Raw genomic sequence first — 18342 nt, forward strand, 5'->3', positions numbered from 1 at the left:
GGGGGCCGCCCCGACCCGTGTGGTCGCCCTCACTCTGTCGGGGGGGGCCCCGCGGGGGGGGGCGGGGCGCCCCCCCGGGGGGGGCGGGCGCCCCCCCCCCCCGCGCCGCGCCTAACCTGGCCCGCATGTCCCGTCCCCGCCGTCTCGCGGTGACCGCGTTCGCTCTGCTCGCCGCGTGGGCGTCCCTCTCTCCGGGGGTCGCGCAGGCCGACGGGCACGCGCCCGTCTGGGTGGAACTGGCGACCTGCGAGAGCAGCAACCGCTGGAAGACCAACACCGGCAACGGCTTCTACGGCGGGCTGCAGATCTTCCAGCCCACCTGGGTCGAGCACGGTGGTCTCGACATGGCCTCCAGGCCCGACCGGGCCACCCCCGACCAGCAGGTGACCGTCGCCGAGGAGATCCTCCGCGACCAGGGCTGGGAGGCCTGGCCGACCTGCGCGCAGCGCCTGCGGCTGTCCGGCCGGGCGCATGCCGTCCAGTCCGGGGAGACCCTGGAGACCGTGGCCAGGCGCTTCGGCGTCAGTGGCGGCGCGGCCGAGCTGTACCGGGTGAACCAGGACGTCGTCGGCTCCGACCCGGCCCGGCAGCTCACCCCCGGGACGCTGCTGCGCCTGCCGAAGTGAGCCGCGGAGCTCCCGCCGGCGATTGCCCGCCCCTCGGCGAGCGCCTCCCTCAAGTGCACGTGCATTTCGGCGCATTCGCGGAGCCGCCCGTCCTCCGTGGCTAGGATGCCGGACGGGCTCTCACTGAACGTCACCGCGCGGACACGGCGGGAAACGGGACGGTGGAGGAAGGCAACCTGAGGATCGGTGCGACGGTCTAGCCACCCACAAGGGACGGGCAAAGTCCGCGGGGAGCAGGAGATCGGGGGAAGAATGCGCATTTCCGTACTGATCCACAATGCGTACGGCGTCGGCGGCACCATCCGTACGACCTACAACCTGGCCGGCGCGCTGGCCGACCGGCACGAGGTCGAGATCGTCTCCGTGTTCCGGCACCGCGACGAACCCGTCTTCTCCCTCGACCCGCGCGTCGGACTGCGTCACCTGGTGGACTTACGGCGTCACAGCGACACGTGCGACCTCGACGACCCGCGGTACCGCCGGCCGGCCAAGGTCTTCCCCGCCGGTGAGAACCGCTACGAGCAGTACAGCGCCCTCACCGACCTGCGGATCGCCGCCCACCTGACGGCGCTCGACACCGACGTCGTCATCGGTACGCGACCCGGCCTGAACGTCCACATCGCGCTGCAGGCGCCGCGTCACGTGGTCCGGATCGCACAGGAGCACCTGACGCTGGACACCCACCCGCTGGCGCTGGTCCTCAAACTGCGGAGGCTCTACCCGCGGCTGGACGCGGTCACCACCACCACCGAGGCCGACGCCGCCGCGTACCGCAGCAGGCTGTGGCTGCCGGGTGTGAGGGTGGTCGCCCTGCCCAACAGCGTTCCCGATCCGGGCGTCGCACCCAGCGCCCTCGACGCCAAGTACGTGGTCGCGGCCGGCCGGCTGGCTCCCGTCAAGCACTACGGCGACCTCATCAGGGCCTTCGCCAAGGTCGCGGTGGAACGCCCGGACTGGGGCCTGCGGCTGTACGGGAGCGGTGGGCAGCGGGAGAAGCTGAAGGGTCTCATCGGGAGCCTCGAACTCGGTGACCGGGTGAGGCTGATGGGGACGGCGACGCCGATCGAGCCGGAAATGGCCAAGGGCTCGCTGCTCGCCGTCTCCTCCAGCATGGAGTCGTTCGGCATGACGATCGTCGAGGCGATGCGCGTGGGGCTGCCCGTGGTCAGCACCGACTGCCCGCTCGGTCCCGGCGAGATCATCAGCGACGGCGTGGACGGCCTGCTGGTGCCCCCGCGGGACGTGGACGCGCTGGCCGCGGCGATGCTCCGGCTGATCAACGACGACGAGCTGCGCCGGCGGATGGGCCGGGCGGCCCTGGACAAGGGCGCCCGGTACGACCCTGAGGAGATCGCCAAGAGCTGCGAACGTCTGCTGGACGGGCTGCTGGCCCGTCGGACGGGCCCCACGGGCCGGCTGCGGTCGGCCGGACGCCACATCGGCGGACTGGGCATGGGCGTGGCGTACGCGGGCAGGGACCTCGCCCGGGTGGCGAAACGGCGGGCCCGCCGGCTGCCCGCGAGGCTGCGGTCGACGGTGCGGGCGAGGTTCGGCGCCGGGACGCGCAGGAGCTGACCGCCGGGCACGGGACCGGTGCCGCCGCCGCTCTCAGCCGTGGCCCCCGGTCCCGGTCCCGGTCCCGTTCTCGGTCCCGGGCTCGACGGCGTCGCGGCGGCCGGTGGACCGTGCCCGGTCGAGGGCGGCGACCTCCGGGTGGTGCAGGTCGAAGGCGGGGGACTCGGAGCGGATCCGCGGCAGCGTCGTGAAGTTGTGCCGCGGCGGCGGGCAGGAGGTCGCCCATTCCAGCGAACGGCCGAAGCCCCAGGGGTCGTCGGCCTCCACCCGCCGGCCGTACCGGGCGGTCCGCCACACGTTGTAGAGGAACGGCAGCGTGGACAGGCCCAGCAGGAACGCCCCGATCGACGAGATCGTGTTGAGCACGGTGAATCCGTCCGCCGCCAGGTAGTCCGCGTACCGCCTGGGCATGCCCTCCACGCCCAGCCAGTGCTGGACGAGGAAGGTGGTGTGGAAGCCGACGAAGAGCGTCCAGAACTGGATCTTCCCCAGCCGCTCGTCGAGCATCTTCCCGGTGAACTTCGGCCACCAGAAGTAGAAGCCCGCGAACATCGCGAAGACCACCGTCCCGAAGACCACGTAGTGGAAGTGGGCCACCACGAAGTACGAGTCGCTGACCTGGAAGTCCAGCGGGGGCGAGGCGAGGATCACCCCGGTGAGGCCACCGAACAGGAAGCTCACCAGGAAGCCCACGGCCCACAGCATCGGTGTCTCGAAGGACAGCGAGCCGTGCAGCATCGTGCCGATCCAGTTGAAGAACTTCACGCCCGTGGGCACCGCGATCAGGAACGACAGCAGCGAGAAGAACGGCAGCAGCACGGCGCCGGTGACGAACATGTGGTGCGCCCAGACCACCATCGACAGCCCGGTGATGGCCATCGTCGCGCCGATCAGCGTCATGTAGCCGAAGACCGGCTTGCGGGAGAAGACCGGGATGACCTCGGTGATGATGCCGAAGAACGGCAGCGCGATGATGTAGACCTCCGGGTGGCCGAAGAACCAGAACAGGTGCTGCCACAGCAGTGCCCCGCCGTTCGCGGGTTCGAAGACCACCGAGCCGAAGCGCCGGTCCGCCTCCAGCACCAGCAGCGTCGCGGCCAGCACCGGGAAGGCCAGCAGCACCATCACCGAGGTGAAGAGCACGTTCCAGGTGAAGATCGGCATCCGGAACATGGTCATGCCCGGTGCGCGCATCCCCACGATCGTGGCGACGAAGTTGACCGCGCCGAGGATGGTGCCGAAGCCCGCCAGCGCCAGCCCCATGATCCACATGTCGGCGCCGATCCCGGGCGAGCGGGTCAGGCTGTTCAGCGGCGCGTAGGCGAACCAGCCGAAGGAGGCGCCGCCAGTGGGCGTCAGGAAGCTGCCCAGCACGATCAGTCCGCCGAAGAGGAAGAGCCAGTACGACAGCATGTTCAGCCGCGGGAAGGCGACGTCCGGCGAGCCGATCTGCAAGGGCATGATCTCGTTGGCGAACCCCGCGAAGGTCGGGGTGGCGAAGAGCAGCAGCATGATCGTGCCGTGGATGGTGAACAGCTGGTTGAACTGGTCGTTCGTCATCAGCTGCAGACCGGGGCGGGCGAGCTCGGCGCGCATCAGCAGCGCCATGAACCCGGCGGCGAGGAAGAAGCCGAAGGACGTGATGAGGTAGAGGTGGCCGATCTTCTTGTGGTCGGTGGTGGTCAGCCAGTCCACCAGCAGCCGTCCCGACCGCCGGGGCGCCGGCGTCCGCCCGGTGGTGGTCTGCGCTGCGTACGTCCCCATCGGCGCGCCCCTCGCGGTTGGGAGATCCTGCCGGTGACCTCGGTCTTCCGTACAGTCTCGGGCAGACGACCCGTCATGTGAGGGACCGGGACGGCACGGCCGTGACGCGTCGTCAAAGGGTGGGGCGGCCCGTCCGGGCTGCTCGGCGCGGCATTGAGCGGATGGTCGAACGAAAGTACGATATAGGGGCCATGCCGTAGCGCATCGAGGGGGCACCCCGTGACGCATCCGGACCACGAACGCGCGCTGGAGTGCGCGCTGGCCGCCGCGCGGCGCGGCTTCCCCGTCATCCCGCTGTCGCGGACCAAGCTCCCGGCGGTCCGCTCGCCGCACCGCGGCGAGACCGGCCGCGGGATGTGCCGCGGTCAGTGCGGGCGGCTCGGCCACGGTGTGCACGACGCCGCCACCGAGCCCGCCCGGATAGCCGAGCTGTTCGCCGCGGCTCCCTGGGCCTGCGGGTACGGGATCGCGTGCGGACGCTCGCCGCACTACCTGATCGGTCTCGACCTGGACCGCAAGGACGGCGTCGACGGCGTGACCGACCTGGTGGACCTGGCCGCCCGGTGGGGCTTCGCCGTGCCGTGGACGCGCACGGTGATCACCCCGAGCGGCGGCCGTCACCTGTGGTTGCGGGGTCCGGCCGAGGTCATCGTGCCCAACTCCGTGCGACGGCTCGGGGGCGGCATCGACGTGCGCGGCAGCGGCGGCTACCTCGTGGGACCCGGTTCCGTCACCACGGCCGGGTTCTACCGCTGGGACCCGCCGACGGCCTCCATGCCTCCGGCCGCCGTGCCCAAGCGGCTGCTGCGGCTGCTGCTGACGACCCCGCAGCGCCGGGCCGCACGCGCCGCGGCGGGCCGGGGGACGGGCGGGGGCGGGGGTGTGGGCACGGCCGAGCCGCTGATCCGCTTCGTCCTCGGCTCGGCGGTGGGGGAGCGCAACGAGCGGCTCTTCTGGGCCGCCTGCCGGGCGTTCGAGAACGGGCACGGGGACCGGGTCGCCGCGGAGATGGTCGGAGCCGCCGTCAGCACCGGTCTGCCGGAACGCGAGGCGGAGTCGACCGTGGGCTCGGCCCGCCGGCATGTCCTCCGGGGGTCTGGCGGGCGGCGCCCGGCGGGAGCACTCTGACCCCATGACCTCAACCGCACCGAGGGCCCGCCGGGTCGCCGTCACCGAGGAGGCCGCGGATCTGCTGCGGCGTCTCGCCGACCAGCACGGCCCGTTGATGTTCCACCAGTCGGGCGGCTGCTGCGACGGCAGCTCGCCCATGTGCTATCCGCTGGGGGAGTTCCTCACCGGGGACTCCGACGTGCACCTCGGCGACCTCGACGTCCTGGGCGTCGACCCGGTGCCGGTGTGGATGTCGCGCGACCAGTTCGCCTACTGGAGCCACACGCATCTGACGATCGACGTGGTGCCGGGACGCGGCAGCGGATTCTCGCTGGAAGCGCCGACGGGCAACCGGTTTCTGATTCGGTCCCGGCTGCTGACGGACGACGAGCTGTCGGCGCTGGGGATGTGATGTGAGGGAAGTGTGAGGGCCGGTTCCCGGAATTCCGCCGCGACCGGTCCGGCCGGTTTTCGGCGACCGGGTCGGCGAATTCGGCGGGCGATTGGAAAAGTCACCCCCAAAGAGTGAACGGTGCACGCCAAACGCCGCCCTGGATTCTGTGACAGAAGTGTGACGATCAAGTCGGCCGCGCCTTCCGTCACGGCTCGTGTGCGCCTACGGTTGCTCACATGGCAACCGATCCGACCGCCGCGCGGCAACCGCAGGACGAACCGGACAGCTACGTCGGCCTCCCCGCCGACGAGGCCGAGCGCCGGGCCATCGAACACGGCTGGAACACGGTGCGCGCCCTGCCGCCGGGCGCCGTCATCACCATGGAGTACCGGGTGGGCCGGCTCAACTTCACCGTCGACGGCGGCCGGGTGACCCGCTGCTGGAGCGGCTGAGCCCGCTGCGTACGGCCCGGCGGCACGACGAAGGCCCCGGCCGCCCCTCTCGGGGCGGCCGGGGCCTTCGTGCGGGCGTGAGCGGGGCGGGAGGCGTGCGTACCGGCCCGCGGTGGGTCAGCCGGTGGCGCCGCGGCCGCGGACCACGCCGGCCTGGCCGATGGGCGCCGGGCGGCCCGGCCGGTCCGCGGGCGGCCGGCGGCTGCCGGCCGGGGTGACCGGGGTGCGCTCGTGCCGGGTGGTGTGCGGACGTGCCGGGTGGTGCGGTATCCCCGACGCAGGCGTCGCCGCGCGGCCGCTGAGAACGACGGGCTCGAGTACGCCGTCCGGGTTGTCGGAGAGCTGCGCGGTGGCCATCGCCGAGTTCGCGACGGGTGCCGCGGCCGGCGCCGGACGGGTGCCGCGGCGGCGCGCCCAGGCGGCCGTGACCCGCTGCTCGGCCGAGGCCATCAGGGGCTCGAACCAGGGCAGCGCCAGCAGGATCAGCAGGCCGGCCGCCCAGCCGAGCAGCACGTCGCTGACCCAGTGGGTGCCCAGGTAGATGGTGGTCATGCCGACGCCCAGCGCCAGCAGCGCCGCGATCACGGAGGTGACCCGGCGGACCCACGGGGTGGTGGCCAGGTAGGCCAGGACTCCCCAGGTCACCACGGCGTTCGCGGTGTGACCGGAGGGAAATATATCGCCGCCGGCGAAGAGTTCGGCCGATCCGGCGCTGGTCGCGTAGTGCGGGCCGAGCCTGCCGAGGCCGTACTTCACCGAACCCACGGTGACGTTCAGCAGCAGCAGCGACGTGCCCAGCACGAGGAGCGGGTGCAGGGTGCGGTGGCGCCAGGCCCGCCAGCCCAGCCAGGAGGCCACGATCACGGCCGTCGGGCCGCGCTGGCCCAGGACCACGAAGTAGTCCAGGAACGCGTGGATCTGCGGCCACTGCTTGTACGGCCGCCACATCATGACCTGCCAGTCCAGGGTCACGAGCTTGGACGTGGTCAGGACGGCTACGACGATGGCCACATAGGCCACGAGCGTCGAGCCGAACAGCAGCACGCGTGTCCGGCTCATGCCCGGGGGCGCCTGGGCTGTCTCGGGCTCCTCCATGAGGCGGAGCTTGTCATCGGTACGCACTCAATCGACGTTACAGCGTGTGATGGCGGAGTTCGGCCGGAAGGACGGGTTCGTAATGACGATGTGATGTGCACTGCGTCTCACTCCACCCATTGGCCGTAGCGCTGACGTGCGCATTGAGCCGAATGCGGGAACTCCTTGATTTTGTGTTTCGAAGTGCTTCCGGAGGATCTTGGGAAATCGCCCGTTCGATTTCCGTATAACTTGTTTGTCTTTGATTGGCCGTCACTTCTCCTGGAGTTCGCCCGGCCTTGGGCCGGCCCGCCCCGGTTCCGCCGTGCCAACGGTGCGTACGGTGCGTACGACCGGGACCGGCGGGTACACGCCACTGCGTGGACGACCCGGCGGACGCCCCGCGGGGACCGGAAATGTCCGGCAGGTCTCCGGTGGGCGTCCGTTCCGTGACGAGGGCCACGGGGGAACGTGACCTGCGCCACCCACCATCGGCGCGGACTCGCGTAGTCTGACGACTTCACTCGCCCTCGTCGCTGGGTTCCCCCGGGACCGTCCCCCTCGTCCTGCCCAGGGACACCGCGAGCGCACCGCTGGGAGGTACGTACATGGCAGGGACGTCCTCGGCCGGTATTCCCGGACCGGCCGCCGTCCCACGGCACACTCGGCCGGTCAACCGCTGGACCGTGCTGATCGTCCTCTGCGTCAGCCTGCTGCTCGTCGCCCTCGACGCGACCGTGCTGCACGTCGCCGTTCCGGCGGTGAGCGAGGACCTGCGCCCCGGCGCGATAGAGCTGCTGTGGATCGTCGACGCGTACCCGCTCGTCGCCGCGTCCCTGCTCATCCTCTTCGGAACCCTCGGCGACCGCGTCGGAAGACGCCGGATCCTGCTGCTCGGCTACACGATCTTCGCGGCCGCCTCGGCGGTGGCCGCCTTCGCGCCCGATCCGCGCGTGCTCATCGCGGCCCGCGCCCTGCTGGGCGTCGGCGGGGCGATGATCATGCCGGCCACGCTGTCGATCCTCCGGCAGGTCTTCCCCGACCGCCGGGAGCGGGCCGTCGCCATCGGAGTGTGGAGCGCCGTCGCGGCCGTCGGCGCCGCCGTCGGGCCGGTCCTCGGTGGCTTCCTCGTCGAGAACTTCTGGTGGGGCTCGGTCTTCCTGATCAACATCCCGCTGATGGCCGTCATCCTTCCGGTGGCCCGCTGGCTGCTGCCGGAGTCCCGGGGGGAGCTGGACGGGCCCTGGGACGTCCTGGGCGCGGTGATGGCCGCGCTGGGCATCCTCGGTGCCATCCTCGGCGTCAAGCGGATCGGCGGCGGCGCGGCCCCGTACGAGCCCTCCGTGCTGGTGCCGCTGCTCGTGGGTCTGGCCCTGCTGGTGCTGTTCGTACGCCGGCAGCGCAGGCGCGAGCACCCGCTCATCGACATAGGCATGTTCGTCAGGCCCGCCTTCGGCACCTCAGTGGGCTGCATCGTGCTGGCGCTGCTCGCCCTCGTCGGACTGGAACTGATCGCCGTCCAGTACCTGCAGTTGGTCCTCGGCCTGAGCCCGCTGCAGACCGGGCTGCGGCTGCTGCCGCTCACCCTCGCCGCGATGGCCGCCGGCCTCCTGGGCTCCCGGATGCTCGGCAGCCTCGGGCCGCGCGCGATGGTCAGCTCCGGTTTCGTCCTCACCGCCTGCGCGGTGCTCGTGCTGACCCTGATGGGTCAGCACGACCGGCCGGCCGTGCTGACCGCGGGCTTCGTCCTGCTCGGCTTCGGGCTGGAGACCACCCTGTTCGGGGCGTACGAGTCCATGCTCAGCGACGCCCCCGCAGAGCAGGCGGGCGGCGCCGCCGCTATCGGCGAGACGTCCTACCAGATGGGCGCCGGCCTCGGCATCGCCCTGCTGGGGAGCGTCATGAACGCCGCCTACGCCCCCGGCGTCGCCCGGGTCCCCGGGGTCCCGGCCGACGCCCGCGCCTCGGCCGGGAAGTCGCTCGGCGAGGCCTACGAGGTCTCCGACCACCTCGGCGGTTCCGCCGGGGCCTCCCTGCGGCACGCCGCGCGGCACGCCTTCGTCCACGGGATGCACATCACCCTGGTGGTCAGCGCGGGCCTGCTGCTGCTCGGCGCGGCCGCCGCGCTGCGGCTGCCCCGCCGCATGGAGTGCGGCACGGCGGCCCAGCGGCCCGCCGCCCCCGGGATCCCGTCCCCGCGCGAGCACGCCCTGGCCGGGGCCGACGTGTCGCGCTGAGCACACCGCCGGGGGCTTTACCCGCCCCCGCCGCGGAAGTAGCTTCGTCGGCGAAGCGCAGTGATCACCGGAGAGGACGACGATGTCCGCTGGAAAGCCGCAGTTCGACCCGTACGACCCCCTCGGCATCGACGACCTGCTGGACGACGAGGACCGCGCGGTGCGGGACACCGTCCGCGGCTGGGCCGCCGACCGCGTGCTGCCGTACGTGGCGGAGTGGTACGAGCGCGGCGAGCTCCCCGGGATCCGCGAGCTGGCCCGGGAACTCGGCTCGATCGGCGCGCTGGGCATGTCGCTGACCGGCTACGGCTGCGCGGGCGCCACCGCCGTCCAGTACGGCCTGGCCTGCCTGGAACTGGAGGCGGCCGACTCCGGCATCCGCTCGCTCGTCTCCGTCCAAGGCTCGCTGGCGATGTACGCCATCCACCGCTACGGCTCGGAGGAGCAGAAGCAGCGGTGGCTGCCGCGGATGGCCGCCGGCGAGGTCATCGGCTGCTTCGGGCTCACCGAGCCCGACCACGGCTCCGATCCGGCCGGCATGCGCACCCACGCCAAGCGGGACGGCTCCGACTGGATCCTGAACGGCCGCAAGATGTGGATCACCAACGGCTCGGTCGCGGGCGTCGCCGTGGTGTGGGCCCGCACCGACGAGGGCATCCGCGGCTTCGCCGTGCCCACCGACACCTCCGGGTTCTCCGCCCCCGAGATCAAGCACAAGTGGTCGCTGCGCGCCTCCGTGACCAGCGAACTGGTCATGGACGACGTGCGCCTGCCCGCCGACGCTGTCCTGCCCGGGGTCACCGGCCTGCGCGGCCCGCTCGGCTGCCTGAACCACGCGCGCTACGGCATCGTGTGGGGTGCCATGGGCGCCGCACGCAGCAGTTTCGAGGCCGCCCTGGAGTACTCCCGTACCCGTGAGCAGTTCGGCCGGCCCATCGGCGGCTTCCAGCTGACCCAGGCCAAGCTCGCCGACATGGCGCTGGAACTGCACAAGGGCGTCCTCCTCGCCCACCACCTCGGGCGGCGCATGGACGCGGGCACGCTCCGTCCGGAGCAGGTCAGCTTCGGCAAGCTCAACAACGTGCGCGAGGCGATCGAGATCTGCCGAACGGCCCGCACCGTGCTGGGCGCGAACGGCATCTCCCTGGAGTACCCCGTCATGCGCCACGCGACCAACCTGGAGTCCGTGCTCACCTACGAGGGCACCGTCGAGATGCACCAGCTCGTGCTCGGCAAGGCGCTGACCGGTCTCGACGCCTTCCGGTAGCCGCGGCGACCGGCGCCGGGGCCCGGCGCCGATGCCGCGGGTCAGTTCTGGTTGAAGAAGCCGTCGCCGCCGCGCTTGCTGTCGGCGTTGACGACCAGGTAGTCGGGCGGGGTCAGCAGGAACACCCGGTTGGCCACGCGGTCGATCGAACCGCGCAGGCCGAAGGTGAGGCCGGCCGCGAAGTCGACGACGCGCTTGGCGTCGGCGGGGTCCATGGCCGTCAGGTTGACGATGACCGGGACGCCGTCCCGGAACAGCTCGCCGATGCCGCGTGCGTCCCGGAAGCCGTCCGGGGTGACCGTGGCGATCCGGCGGCCCTGCTCCTCCGCCGAATCCGAGGCCACGCGCACGCGGGGGTCGGTGACCCAGGAGTCGGGGGAGGACGTCTCGGCGCCGTCGCCGTAATCGGCGTAGTCCTCGTCGTAGTACTCCTCGGCGCTGTTGTCGTCGACGAGTCCCAGCCAGGCGCTCGCCCGTCGTACCGATCCCATGGACGCCTCCTCTCGCACGCGGTCAGTTTGCCGTCCGCACCCCTATGGTCGTCCATGATGCGGATGATGCGCCAAGCGGATACCCACCGTGGGGTGGATTCGTGACAGACCTGGTGCATAAATCGCACTAGTGGCCCTCAGTCACCCCATGCAATACGACTCCTGACGGATCATCGGAAAGGCTTCCGCTCGGTAGAGTGATGCCGCACCGCCGGGCAGGCGAACGTGTGGCGTACAGAACGACCAGCCGATGACGTGCTCCATTGCTGCGAATGACGTACGGGGGATTGCGATGTTCGGAATCGTCAGACCGTGCAGGCACCGCCTGCCGGAGAAGCTGGCCATATCGTGGACGGCCCATCTGTGCGGCCTCTGCCTCGCCCTGAGGGACGGTCACGGGCAACTGGCCAGGGTCGCCACGAATTACGACGGGCTCATCATCTCGGTGCTGGTCGAGGGCCAGGCCGGGCGGGCGGAGGAGGCACGCCGCACCGCCGGGCCGTGCCCGCTGCGGGCGATGCGCACCGCGCCGGTCGCCACGGGGGAGGGCGCGCGGCTGGCCGCGGCGGTCTCGCTGGTGCTGGCCTCCGCGAAGGTGCGCGACCACATGGCGGACGGCGACGGGCTGCTGGCGCGCCGTCCGGTCGCCGCGGCGGCGCGCACGGTGGCCAGGCGCTGGGACCGCGCGGGCGCCGTGACCGGGTCGGGGCTCGGCTTCGACACCGCCGTGCTCGTGGACGCCGTCGACCGGCAGACGGCCGTCGAGGCGGCCGCCGGGCCCGGCACCTCCCTGCTGACCGTCACCGAGCCCACCGAGACCGCCACCGCCGCCGCGTTCGGCCACACGGCGGTGCTGGCCGGACGCCCGGTCAACCGCGCCCCGCTGGAGGAGGCGGGACGGCTCTTCGGCCGTCTCGCCCATCTGCTGGACGCCGTGGAGGACCTGGACGCCGACGCCGCGGCGGGCGCGTGGAACCCGCTGACCGCCACCGGCACGAGCCTGGACGAGGCCCGTCGGCTGTGCGACGACGCCGTGCACGGGGTCCGGCTGGCGCTGCGGGACGTGGAGTTCAGCGATGGCGCGCTCGCCCACGTCCTGCTCGCGCACGAGCTGCGGCGGTCCGTGGACCGCGCGTTCGGCGCCTCGTGCGCCCACCACCCGGGGCCGGGCGGACCCGGCGGGCCGGTGCAGTCGCCCTGGCTGACCCCCGGCCCCCCGCACCAGCAGGGTCCTCGCCGCGGCGTGCTCGCCGGGTGCGCGGTATTCGCGGGGCTCTGCTGCACCTGCCAGATCTGCTGCCGGGACCACTACGACGACCCCTGGAGCGGCAAGCGGCGCGAGGGCTGGTGCTCCAACTGCGACTGCTCCGGGTGCGACTGCGGCTGCGGCGACGGCTGCTGCTGCGACTGCGATTGCTGCGGCTGCGACTGCTGAGGGGCCGTGCGGCCCGTTCCCCGTGACGGCGGCGCCGGTGCACGGGCGCGGCGGCGCACGAGCGCGGCGGCGCACGAGCGGTTGTGCCGGTACGTGCCCGGCGTACGCGTCCGCTGCCGTGCGCCCGTCCGGCGGGTGAGGCCGTTCGGCGGGCCCCGCGCGTTCGGGGATCGTGCGGCCGGGGTGCCGGGGTGCCGGGGCGCGACCGCGACGCCGGGGGCATACCGAGGCGGCAGGAGGGGCGGGTGGCGCCCTGCGGCGTTCCCGCGGAACGGGCCCGGCGGAGCCGTCCCTTCGCGCCAAACCGGGGGTGGAAGGCGCGGGCGGCGGGCGGCCGGCGCGGGCGGCGGGCTCACCAGGTGATACACCGTCACCGCGGGCGCCCCGGGGGCGTCGGTGCGGCGTTTCGGGGGCGTGACGCGGCCGAAACCCGCCCTTGTGCGCTTGTGCGTGACTCTGAATACTCCCGTGTGCGCAGCACTTGTCAGGGGCACGCCACCCCCACAGTACGGCGGCGCCCTGGCTGCGCCTCACCGGCCCGCGCTACGCGGGTCAACTTCCGTTCCCCCACAGGAGGAAAAAGCGTGAGGATCAAGCGCACCACCCACACCCCCGTCCCGAGACGCGCACGGCTGATCGCCGTGGCGTCCGGTCTGCTGGCGGCCACCGCGCTCACCCTGCCCGCCGCCCAGGCCGCCCCCGCGCCCAAGGCCTCCCCCGAGGCCGCGGCCGCGCTCACCACGTCCCTCGGCACCGCCGCCACCGCCGGTTCGTACTACGACGCCAAGGCCAAGACCATGGTCGTCAACGTCACCGACGACAAGGCGGCCCAGGCCGTCAGCGCGGCCGGCGCGGTCCCGAAGTTCGTGGCGCACAGCACCGCCCAGCTGGAGAAGGCCGGCAAGGCCACCCTCGCCGCGGACGTCGCGGGCACCTCGTGGGTCGTCGACCCGAAGTCCAACCGGCTGGAGATCACCGCCGACAGCACGGTCTCCGGCGCCGAGCTCACCAAGCTGCAGGAGGCCACCGCCTCCTACGGCGACGCGGTCACCTTCCGCCGCACGGCCGGCACCTTCAAGCGGCTGATCGCCGGCGGCGACGCCATCTACGGCGGCGGTTACCGCTGCTCGCTCGGCTTCAACGTGCGCAGCGGCAGCACCAACTACTTCCTGACCGCCGGGCACTGCGGTGAGGTCGCGTCCACCTGGTACTCCAACTCCAGCCAGTCCACCGTGCTGGGCTCGAACGTCAGCTACAGCTTCCCGACCAACGACTACGCGCTGGTTCGGTACAGCAACACCACCGTGACCAAGAGCGGCACGGCCGGCAACACCGACATCACCAGCGCCGGCAACGCCTTCGTGGGCCAGGCCGTCCTGCGTGACGGCTCCACCACCGGCATCCACAGCGGTTCGGTCACCGGCCTCAACGCCACCGTCAACTACGGCGGCGGCGACGTGGTCTACCAGATGATCCGCACCAACGTGTGCGCCGAGGGCGGCGACTCCGGTGGCGCGCTGTACACCTCCGGCGGCATCGCGCTGGGTCTGACCTCCGGCGGCAGCGGCAACTGCAGCGTCGGCGGGACGACCTTCTTCCAGCCGGTGACGGAGGCGCTCAGCGTCTACGGCGTCAGCGTCTTCTGACCTTCCGGGAGGTCCACGCCCTCCCTTCCGTCACGGACGTGCCCGGTGGCCCCACGGCCGCCGGGCACGTCCCGTATGGCCCTCTTGTCCGCCGGGCTGATCGTCGCAATACTCCGCGAGGCACCGCATAACCTCGTAGGGGGGAACATATGAGGAACAAGCGCATCACTCCGCGCAGCGGCCTCGCCGGAGGCGCAGCGCTGCCCGGAGCGGCGCTCCTCGGGCTGCTGGCCGCCACCGCGGTCGCCGTGCCGGACGCACGGGCCGCCACCGCCGGCGGCGCCTCGGCCGCGCACCTGGCCGCGGCGGGCCTGGCGGCCGAGTCGGCGGACGTCCCGGGCAGCGCCTGGGCGGTCGACCCGGAGAGCGGCGCGCTGGTCGTCGCCACCGACGACACCGTCTCGCGCAGCGGGCTCAGCGCGCTGAGGCAGGCGGCCGGACGGTACGGCGGCACGGTCCGCTTCGAGCGCGTCGGCGGCTCCTTCACGCGGATGGTCACCGGCGGCGACGCCGTCCACGGCGGCGGCTTCCGCTGCTCGGTCGGCTTCAACGTCCGCGCCGCCGGGAGCCACTACTTCCTGACCGCCGGTCACTGCGGCCGCGCGGCCACCACCTGGTACGGCGATCCCGCCGGGACCAGGACGGTGGGCACCACCACCGCCTTCAGCTTCCCGTACGACGACTACGCCCTGGTCCGTTACAGCGGCTCCGTCGTGCGGCCCGGCAAGGTCGGCCGCCAGGACATCAAGAAGGCCGCGGATGCCCGGATCGGGGAGGCGGTGAGGCGGAGCGGTTCCACCACGGGCGTCCGCAGCGGTTCGGTCACCGGGCTCGGCTACACCGTCAACTACGGCGGCGGCGACATCGTCCGCGGCCTGATCCGCACCGACGTCTGCGCCGAACCCGGCGACTCCGGGGGCCCGTTGTACGACGGGACCAAGGCCCTGGGGCTGCTGTCCGGCGGCAGCGGCGACTGCACCGCGGGGGGCACCACCTTCTTCCAGCCGCTGCCCGAGGTCCTCAAGGCGTACGGGGTCGCCGTGTACTGAGCCCGGCTCCGGGCCCCGGCCACCGCCCCGGCCCCGGCCACCGCCCCGGGACGTGCGCCCCGGTCACCCCGTGAAGCGCACCTCCCGGGCGGCGGCCTCCGGCACCGCGAACCCGAGCAGCCGTTCGCCTTCCGCCGCGAGGGCGTCCCGCGCCCCGGCGTCCAGCGGCGCGTGCGGCCGGACGTGGAGGACGGCCGCGTCGCGGGTGGCCTGGATCCGCCACAGCCCGTGGACGAAGCCGTCGTGGAGGAAGAAGCCGCGGTTGCTGCCGCTGCCGGGCAGCGGCTCCCCGGCGTACGGGCCGGGGAGCACGATCCGTGCCCGGTCGTCGTGCGAGAGGGCGATGTTGTCGTACTGCGGCAGGAACCGCGGCGGCGCCGGTGTGACGGGGTCCGGGAAGGGCGCGTCCGGGACGTCGTACAGCACGGTGCCCCTCTCGTCGCGGTAGACCCGCAGCCGCGGGCGGAGCCGGTCCATGACCGCGCGGAGCCCGGTCAGCCCCGACCAGACGGCGACGTCCCCGGGCGAGGCGGGGCCGAAGGCGGCGAGGTAGCGCAGGACGGCCGCGTCGGGCGCGGAGCCGTCCGCGAGGTCGAAGTCCCGGCCGAGCCACCGGTCGGCCGGGGTCTGCAGGGCCGCGCCCGAGGTGCGCCACAGGCCGCGCGGCGGTGGCTGCACCGTCGGCACCCGCGCCGTGACGGCCAGGCTGAGCGGCAGCCGCTCGTGGTCCGGCCAGCGCTCCCGCAGTGCGTCCCCGAGCCGGCTCGCCGACAGCGGGCCGTTCTCGAGCAGCGCCCGGCCCGCCCCGGCCACCTCCGCCAGGTCCAGCCCTGCGAGCTGCCGCCGGAACTGCCCGAGCAGGCGCCGTTCGAGCACGTCCTGCACCACCGGGCGCAGCTCCATGCAGTCCCGCGCCGTGACCAGGTGCACCGTCCACCGCAGCAGCGACATCCGCACCGCCCGCCGGTCCTCGAGCATCGCGGACAGCTCCTGCGGCGCGAAGTCCTCGATCCGGGACCACAGCGCCACGTACGGGTCCTGCGGCTCCTGCGCCTGCAGCCCCACCAGCCGCTCGACCATCTCCGCGGCACCGGTGCGCACCCGGCCCAGCAGCGACTGGCGGGCCAGCAGGGAGCGGTTGAGCGTCCGGCGGTCCAGGACCGTGCCCTCGGGGATCGTCTCCATGGGCGTCACGGTAGGGCGGAATGCGGTCAGGAACCGTCCGCGACGGCTGCCAGACTGGTGCCGTGCTGGAAACCTCCGCCCGACTGCTGCGCCTGCTGTCCCTGCTCCAGTCCCTGCGCGACTGGACGGGGCCCGAACTCGCCGAGCGCCTCGGGGTCACCGCCCGTACGGTGCGCCGCGACGTGGAGCGGCTGCGCGCCCTCGGCTACCCCGTGCACGCTACCCCCGGCACCGCCGGCGGCTACCGCCTGGGCGCGGGCGCCGCGCTGCCCCCGCTGCTGCTCGACGACGAGGAGGCGATCGCGGTCGCGCTGTGCCTGCGCACCGGTGCAGGCGGCAGCGTCGAGGGCATCGAGGAGACCTCGCTGCGCGCCCTGGCCAAGCTGGAGCAGGTGCTGCCCGCCCGGCTGCGCCGCCGGGCGCAGGCCATGGAGGCCGTCGCGGTCGCCCGGCCCCCCGTCCTGCCCGGCGCCGTCGCCCAGGACGTGCTGACCGCGATCGGCGCCGCCTGCCGCGACCACGAACGGCTGCGCTTCGACTACCGCGCGCACGGCGGCACCGCCGGCAGGCGCACCGTGGAGCCGCACAGCCTGGTCCACCACGGCCGCCGCTGGTACCTGCTCGCCTGGGACACCGACCGGCGGGACTGGCGCACCTTCCGTGTGGACCGGATGGACCCCAAGTCCCCCACCGGCCCCCGCTTCGAGCCCCGGCGGCCCCCGACGGACGCCGCTTCGTACGTGGCCCGCGGGGTCACCTCGCGGGCCTACCGCCACCAGGCCGTCGTCGTCGTGCACGCCCCCGCCGAGGCCGTCGCCGAGTACGCCGGGTACGCCACCGTGGAGTCCACCGGACCGGACAGCTGCGTGCTGCGGACCGGTTCCGAGTCACTCGACGCGCTCGCCGTCTACATCGGCATGCTCGGCGTCGACTTCGAGGTGCGGGAGCCCCCTGAGCTGGCCGAACGGCTGAGCGTCGTCGCGGACCGGCTCGCCCGGGCGGCGGGCGCCCCCCGGTAGGCCCCGGCCCGGGCCGCAGGCGGGTTCGTAACGGGGCATCCCGGCCCGTATCCGGCGGGTTACCCGCGAGGTACCGTGGAAGTACTGCGATTCCGGACCCCAGGGGGCCGTGATGGTCGTCGAGTTGATAGCCGCCGTGCTCTCGGCAGGAGCGTTGTACTTCGTGGCCGGGGCCCGTGTGGTGCAGCAGTTCGAGCGGGGCGTGGTGTTCCGGCTCGGCCGGGTCCGGGGCGGGGTGCGGACCCCCGGATTCACCATGATCGTGCCGGTCGTCGACCGGATGCGGAAGGTGAACCTGCAGATCGTGACGATGCCGGTGCCCGCCCAGGAGGGCATCACCCGCGACAACGTCACGGTCAAGGTGGACGCGGTGGTCTACTTCAAGGTCGTCAACGCCACCGACGCGATCATCAACGTCGAGGACTACCGGTTCGCCGTCTCGCAGATGGCGCAGACCTCGCTGCGGTCGATCATCGGCAAGAGCGACCTGGACGACCTGCTCTCCAACCGGGAGAAGCTCAACCAGGGCCTGGAGCTGATGATCGACAGCCCGGCCATCGGCTGGGGCGTGCAGATCGACCGCGTCGAGATCAAGGACGTCTCGCTGCCGGAGACGATGAAGCGCTCGATGGCCCGCCAGGCCGAGTCCGAGCGCGAGCGCCGGGCGCGGATCATCAACGCGGACGCCGAGTTCCAGGCCTCCAAGAAGCTCGCCGATGCCGCGGCGGTCATGAGCGACACCCCCGCCGCACTGCAGCTGCGCCTGCTGCAGACGGTCGTCGCCGTCGCCGCGGAGAAGAACTCCACGCTGGTGCTGCCCTTCCCGGTGGAGCTGCTGCGGTTCCTGGAGCGCGCCCACCCGGCGCCCCACCCGGCTGTCGAACACCAGCCGGTGACCGCGCCTCCCCAGGGGCCCGCACCGGGGGCCGCCGCCCACCCGCCCGAGTCCGGCGTACCGCTGGAGGAGCCCGCCGGGGAGCTCCCCGCCGACCTGCGCGAGACCCTCTCGGCGGACCCG

The 18342-nt window shown here is 72.8% G+C and carries 16 protein-coding genes; 12 read left to right on the plus strand and 4 right to left on the minus strand.

Translation table 11 applies throughout. From position 1 onward, the window contains the following. Positions 1 to 125 precede the first annotated feature (125 nt). Together ACFW3D_RS40010 and ACFW3D_RS40015 are read left to right on the plus strand one after the other, a co-directional pair. Positions 126 to 626 (plus strand): LysM peptidoglycan-binding domain-containing protein, encoded by a 501-nt coding sequence (locus tag ACFW3D_RS40010; RefSeq protein WP_500513179.1) that lies wholly within the window; start codon positions 126 to 128, stop codon positions 624 to 626. A 252-nt stretch (positions 627 to 878) separates the two neighbouring features. Continuing rightward, positions 879 to 2201 carry a glycosyltransferase family 4 protein gene (locus tag ACFW3D_RS40015; protein ID WP_500513181.1) on the plus strand — a complete coding sequence of 441 codons (1323 nt, stop codon included), beginning with the start codon at positions 879 to 881 and terminating at the stop codon, positions 2199 to 2201. A gap of 33 nt (positions 2202 to 2234) precedes the next feature. Here ACFW3D_RS40015 and ctaD read toward each other — a convergent pair whose 3' ends face one another. Next, positions 2235 to 3965 (minus strand): aa3-type cytochrome oxidase subunit I, encoded by a 1731-nt coding sequence (gene ctaD / locus ACFW3D_RS40020; RefSeq protein ID WP_500513183.1) that lies wholly within the window; start codon positions 3963 to 3965, stop codon positions 2235 to 2237. Between the two features lie 219 nt (positions 3966 to 4184). On the opposite strand from ctaD, the gene ACFW3D_RS40025 reads away from it, so the two are divergent. The 3 genes from ACFW3D_RS40025 to ACFW3D_RS40035 all read left to right on the plus strand — a co-directional run bounded on the left by ACFW3D_RS40025 (position 4185) and on the right by ACFW3D_RS40035 (position 5921). Next, the gene (locus tag ACFW3D_RS40025) at positions 4185 to 5093 is read left to right on the plus strand and encodes a bifunctional DNA primase/polymerase (protein WP_500513185.1); all 909 of its coding nucleotides are present in this window, start codon (positions 4185 to 4187) and stop codon (positions 5091 to 5093) included. Positions 5094 to 5097: 4 nt separating this feature from the next. Continuing rightward, positions 5098 to 5487, plus strand: a complete 390-nt coding sequence (locus ACFW3D_RS40030; RefSeq protein WP_500513187.1) for a DUF779 domain-containing protein — start codon at positions 5098 to 5100, stop codon at positions 5485 to 5487. Between the two features lie 218 nt (positions 5488 to 5705). After that, on the plus strand, positions 5706 to 5921 hold the full coding sequence (locus tag ACFW3D_RS40035; RefSeq protein ID WP_500513189.1) for an I78 family peptidase inhibitor: 216 nt from the start codon (positions 5706 to 5708) through the stop codon (positions 5919 to 5921). 117 nt (positions 5922 to 6038) lie between these two features. Here ACFW3D_RS40035 and ACFW3D_RS40040 read toward each other — a convergent pair whose 3' ends face one another. Further along, positions 6039 to 7043: a phosphatase PAP2 family protein gene (locus ACFW3D_RS40040; RefSeq protein ID WP_500513191.1), complete on the minus strand. Its 1005-nt coding sequence runs from the start codon at positions 7041 to 7043 to the stop codon at positions 6039 to 6041. A gap of 560 nt (positions 7044 to 7603) precedes the next feature. On the opposite strand from ACFW3D_RS40040, the gene ACFW3D_RS40045 reads away from it, so the two are divergent. Together ACFW3D_RS40045 and ACFW3D_RS40050 are read left to right on the plus strand one after the other, a co-directional pair. Then, on the plus strand, positions 7604 to 9232 hold the full coding sequence (locus ACFW3D_RS40045; protein ID WP_500513193.1) for an MFS transporter: 1629 nt from the start codon (positions 7604 to 7606) through the stop codon (positions 9230 to 9232). Positions 9233 to 9314: 82 nt separating this feature from the next. Beyond that, complete coding sequence (locus tag ACFW3D_RS40050) at positions 9315 to 10499, plus strand: acyl-CoA dehydrogenase family protein (protein ID WP_500513195.1); 1185 nt, start codon at positions 9315 to 9317, stop codon at positions 10497 to 10499. 41 nt (positions 10500 to 10540) lie between these two features. On the opposite strand, the gene ACFW3D_RS40055 is transcribed toward ACFW3D_RS40050, so the two are convergent. After that, positions 10541 to 10990, minus strand: a complete 450-nt coding sequence (locus ACFW3D_RS40055; protein ID WP_499603801.1) for a cell division protein SepF — start codon at positions 10988 to 10990, stop codon at positions 10541 to 10543. Positions 10991 to 11282: 292 nt separating this feature from the next. Between ACFW3D_RS40055 and ACFW3D_RS40060 the strand changes: the two genes are divergently transcribed. The 3 genes from ACFW3D_RS40060 to ACFW3D_RS40070 all read left to right on the plus strand — a co-directional run bounded on the left by ACFW3D_RS40060 (position 11283) and on the right by ACFW3D_RS40070 (position 15120). Beyond that, positions 11283 to 12425: a DUF5685 family protein gene (locus ACFW3D_RS40060; RefSeq protein ID WP_500513197.1), complete on the plus strand. Its 1143-nt coding sequence runs from the start codon at positions 11283 to 11285 to the stop codon at positions 12423 to 12425. A gap of 584 nt (positions 12426 to 13009) precedes the next feature. Continuing rightward, a complete protein-coding gene (locus tag ACFW3D_RS40065; protein WP_500513199.1) occupies positions 13010 to 14071 on the plus strand; it encodes a S1 family peptidase in 1062 nt (353 codons plus the stop codon). 149 nt (positions 14072 to 14220) lie between these two features. Beyond that, entirely contained in the window at positions 14221 to 15120 is a 900-nt protein-coding gene (locus ACFW3D_RS40070) for a S1 family peptidase (protein WP_500513201.1), read from the plus strand. 63 nt (positions 15121 to 15183) lie between these two features. Here ACFW3D_RS40070 and ACFW3D_RS40075 read toward each other — a convergent pair whose 3' ends face one another. Further along, on the minus strand, positions 15184 to 16305 hold the full coding sequence (locus ACFW3D_RS40075) for a winged helix DNA-binding domain-containing protein (RefSeq protein ID WP_500513203.1): 1122 nt from the start codon (positions 16303 to 16305) through the stop codon (positions 15184 to 15186). Positions 16306 to 16367: 62 nt separating this feature from the next. Between ACFW3D_RS40075 and ACFW3D_RS40080 the strand changes: the two genes are divergently transcribed. Together ACFW3D_RS40080 and ACFW3D_RS40085 are read left to right on the plus strand one after the other, a co-directional pair. Next, a complete protein-coding gene (locus ACFW3D_RS40080; protein ID WP_500513205.1) occupies positions 16368 to 17324 on the plus strand; it encodes a helix-turn-helix transcriptional regulator in 957 nt (318 codons plus the stop codon). A gap of 112 nt (positions 17325 to 17436) precedes the next feature. Beyond that, on the plus strand, positions 17437 to 18342 hold a 906-nt coding region (locus tag ACFW3D_RS40085), incomplete at its 3' end, for a slipin family protein (protein WP_500513207.1).

The sequence above is a fragment of the Streptomyces sp. NPDC058864 genome, assembly GCF_042742985.1.
In the GTDB taxonomy this organism is placed as follows: Bacteria; Actinomycetota; Actinomycetes; order Streptomycetales; family Streptomycetaceae; genus Actinacidiphila.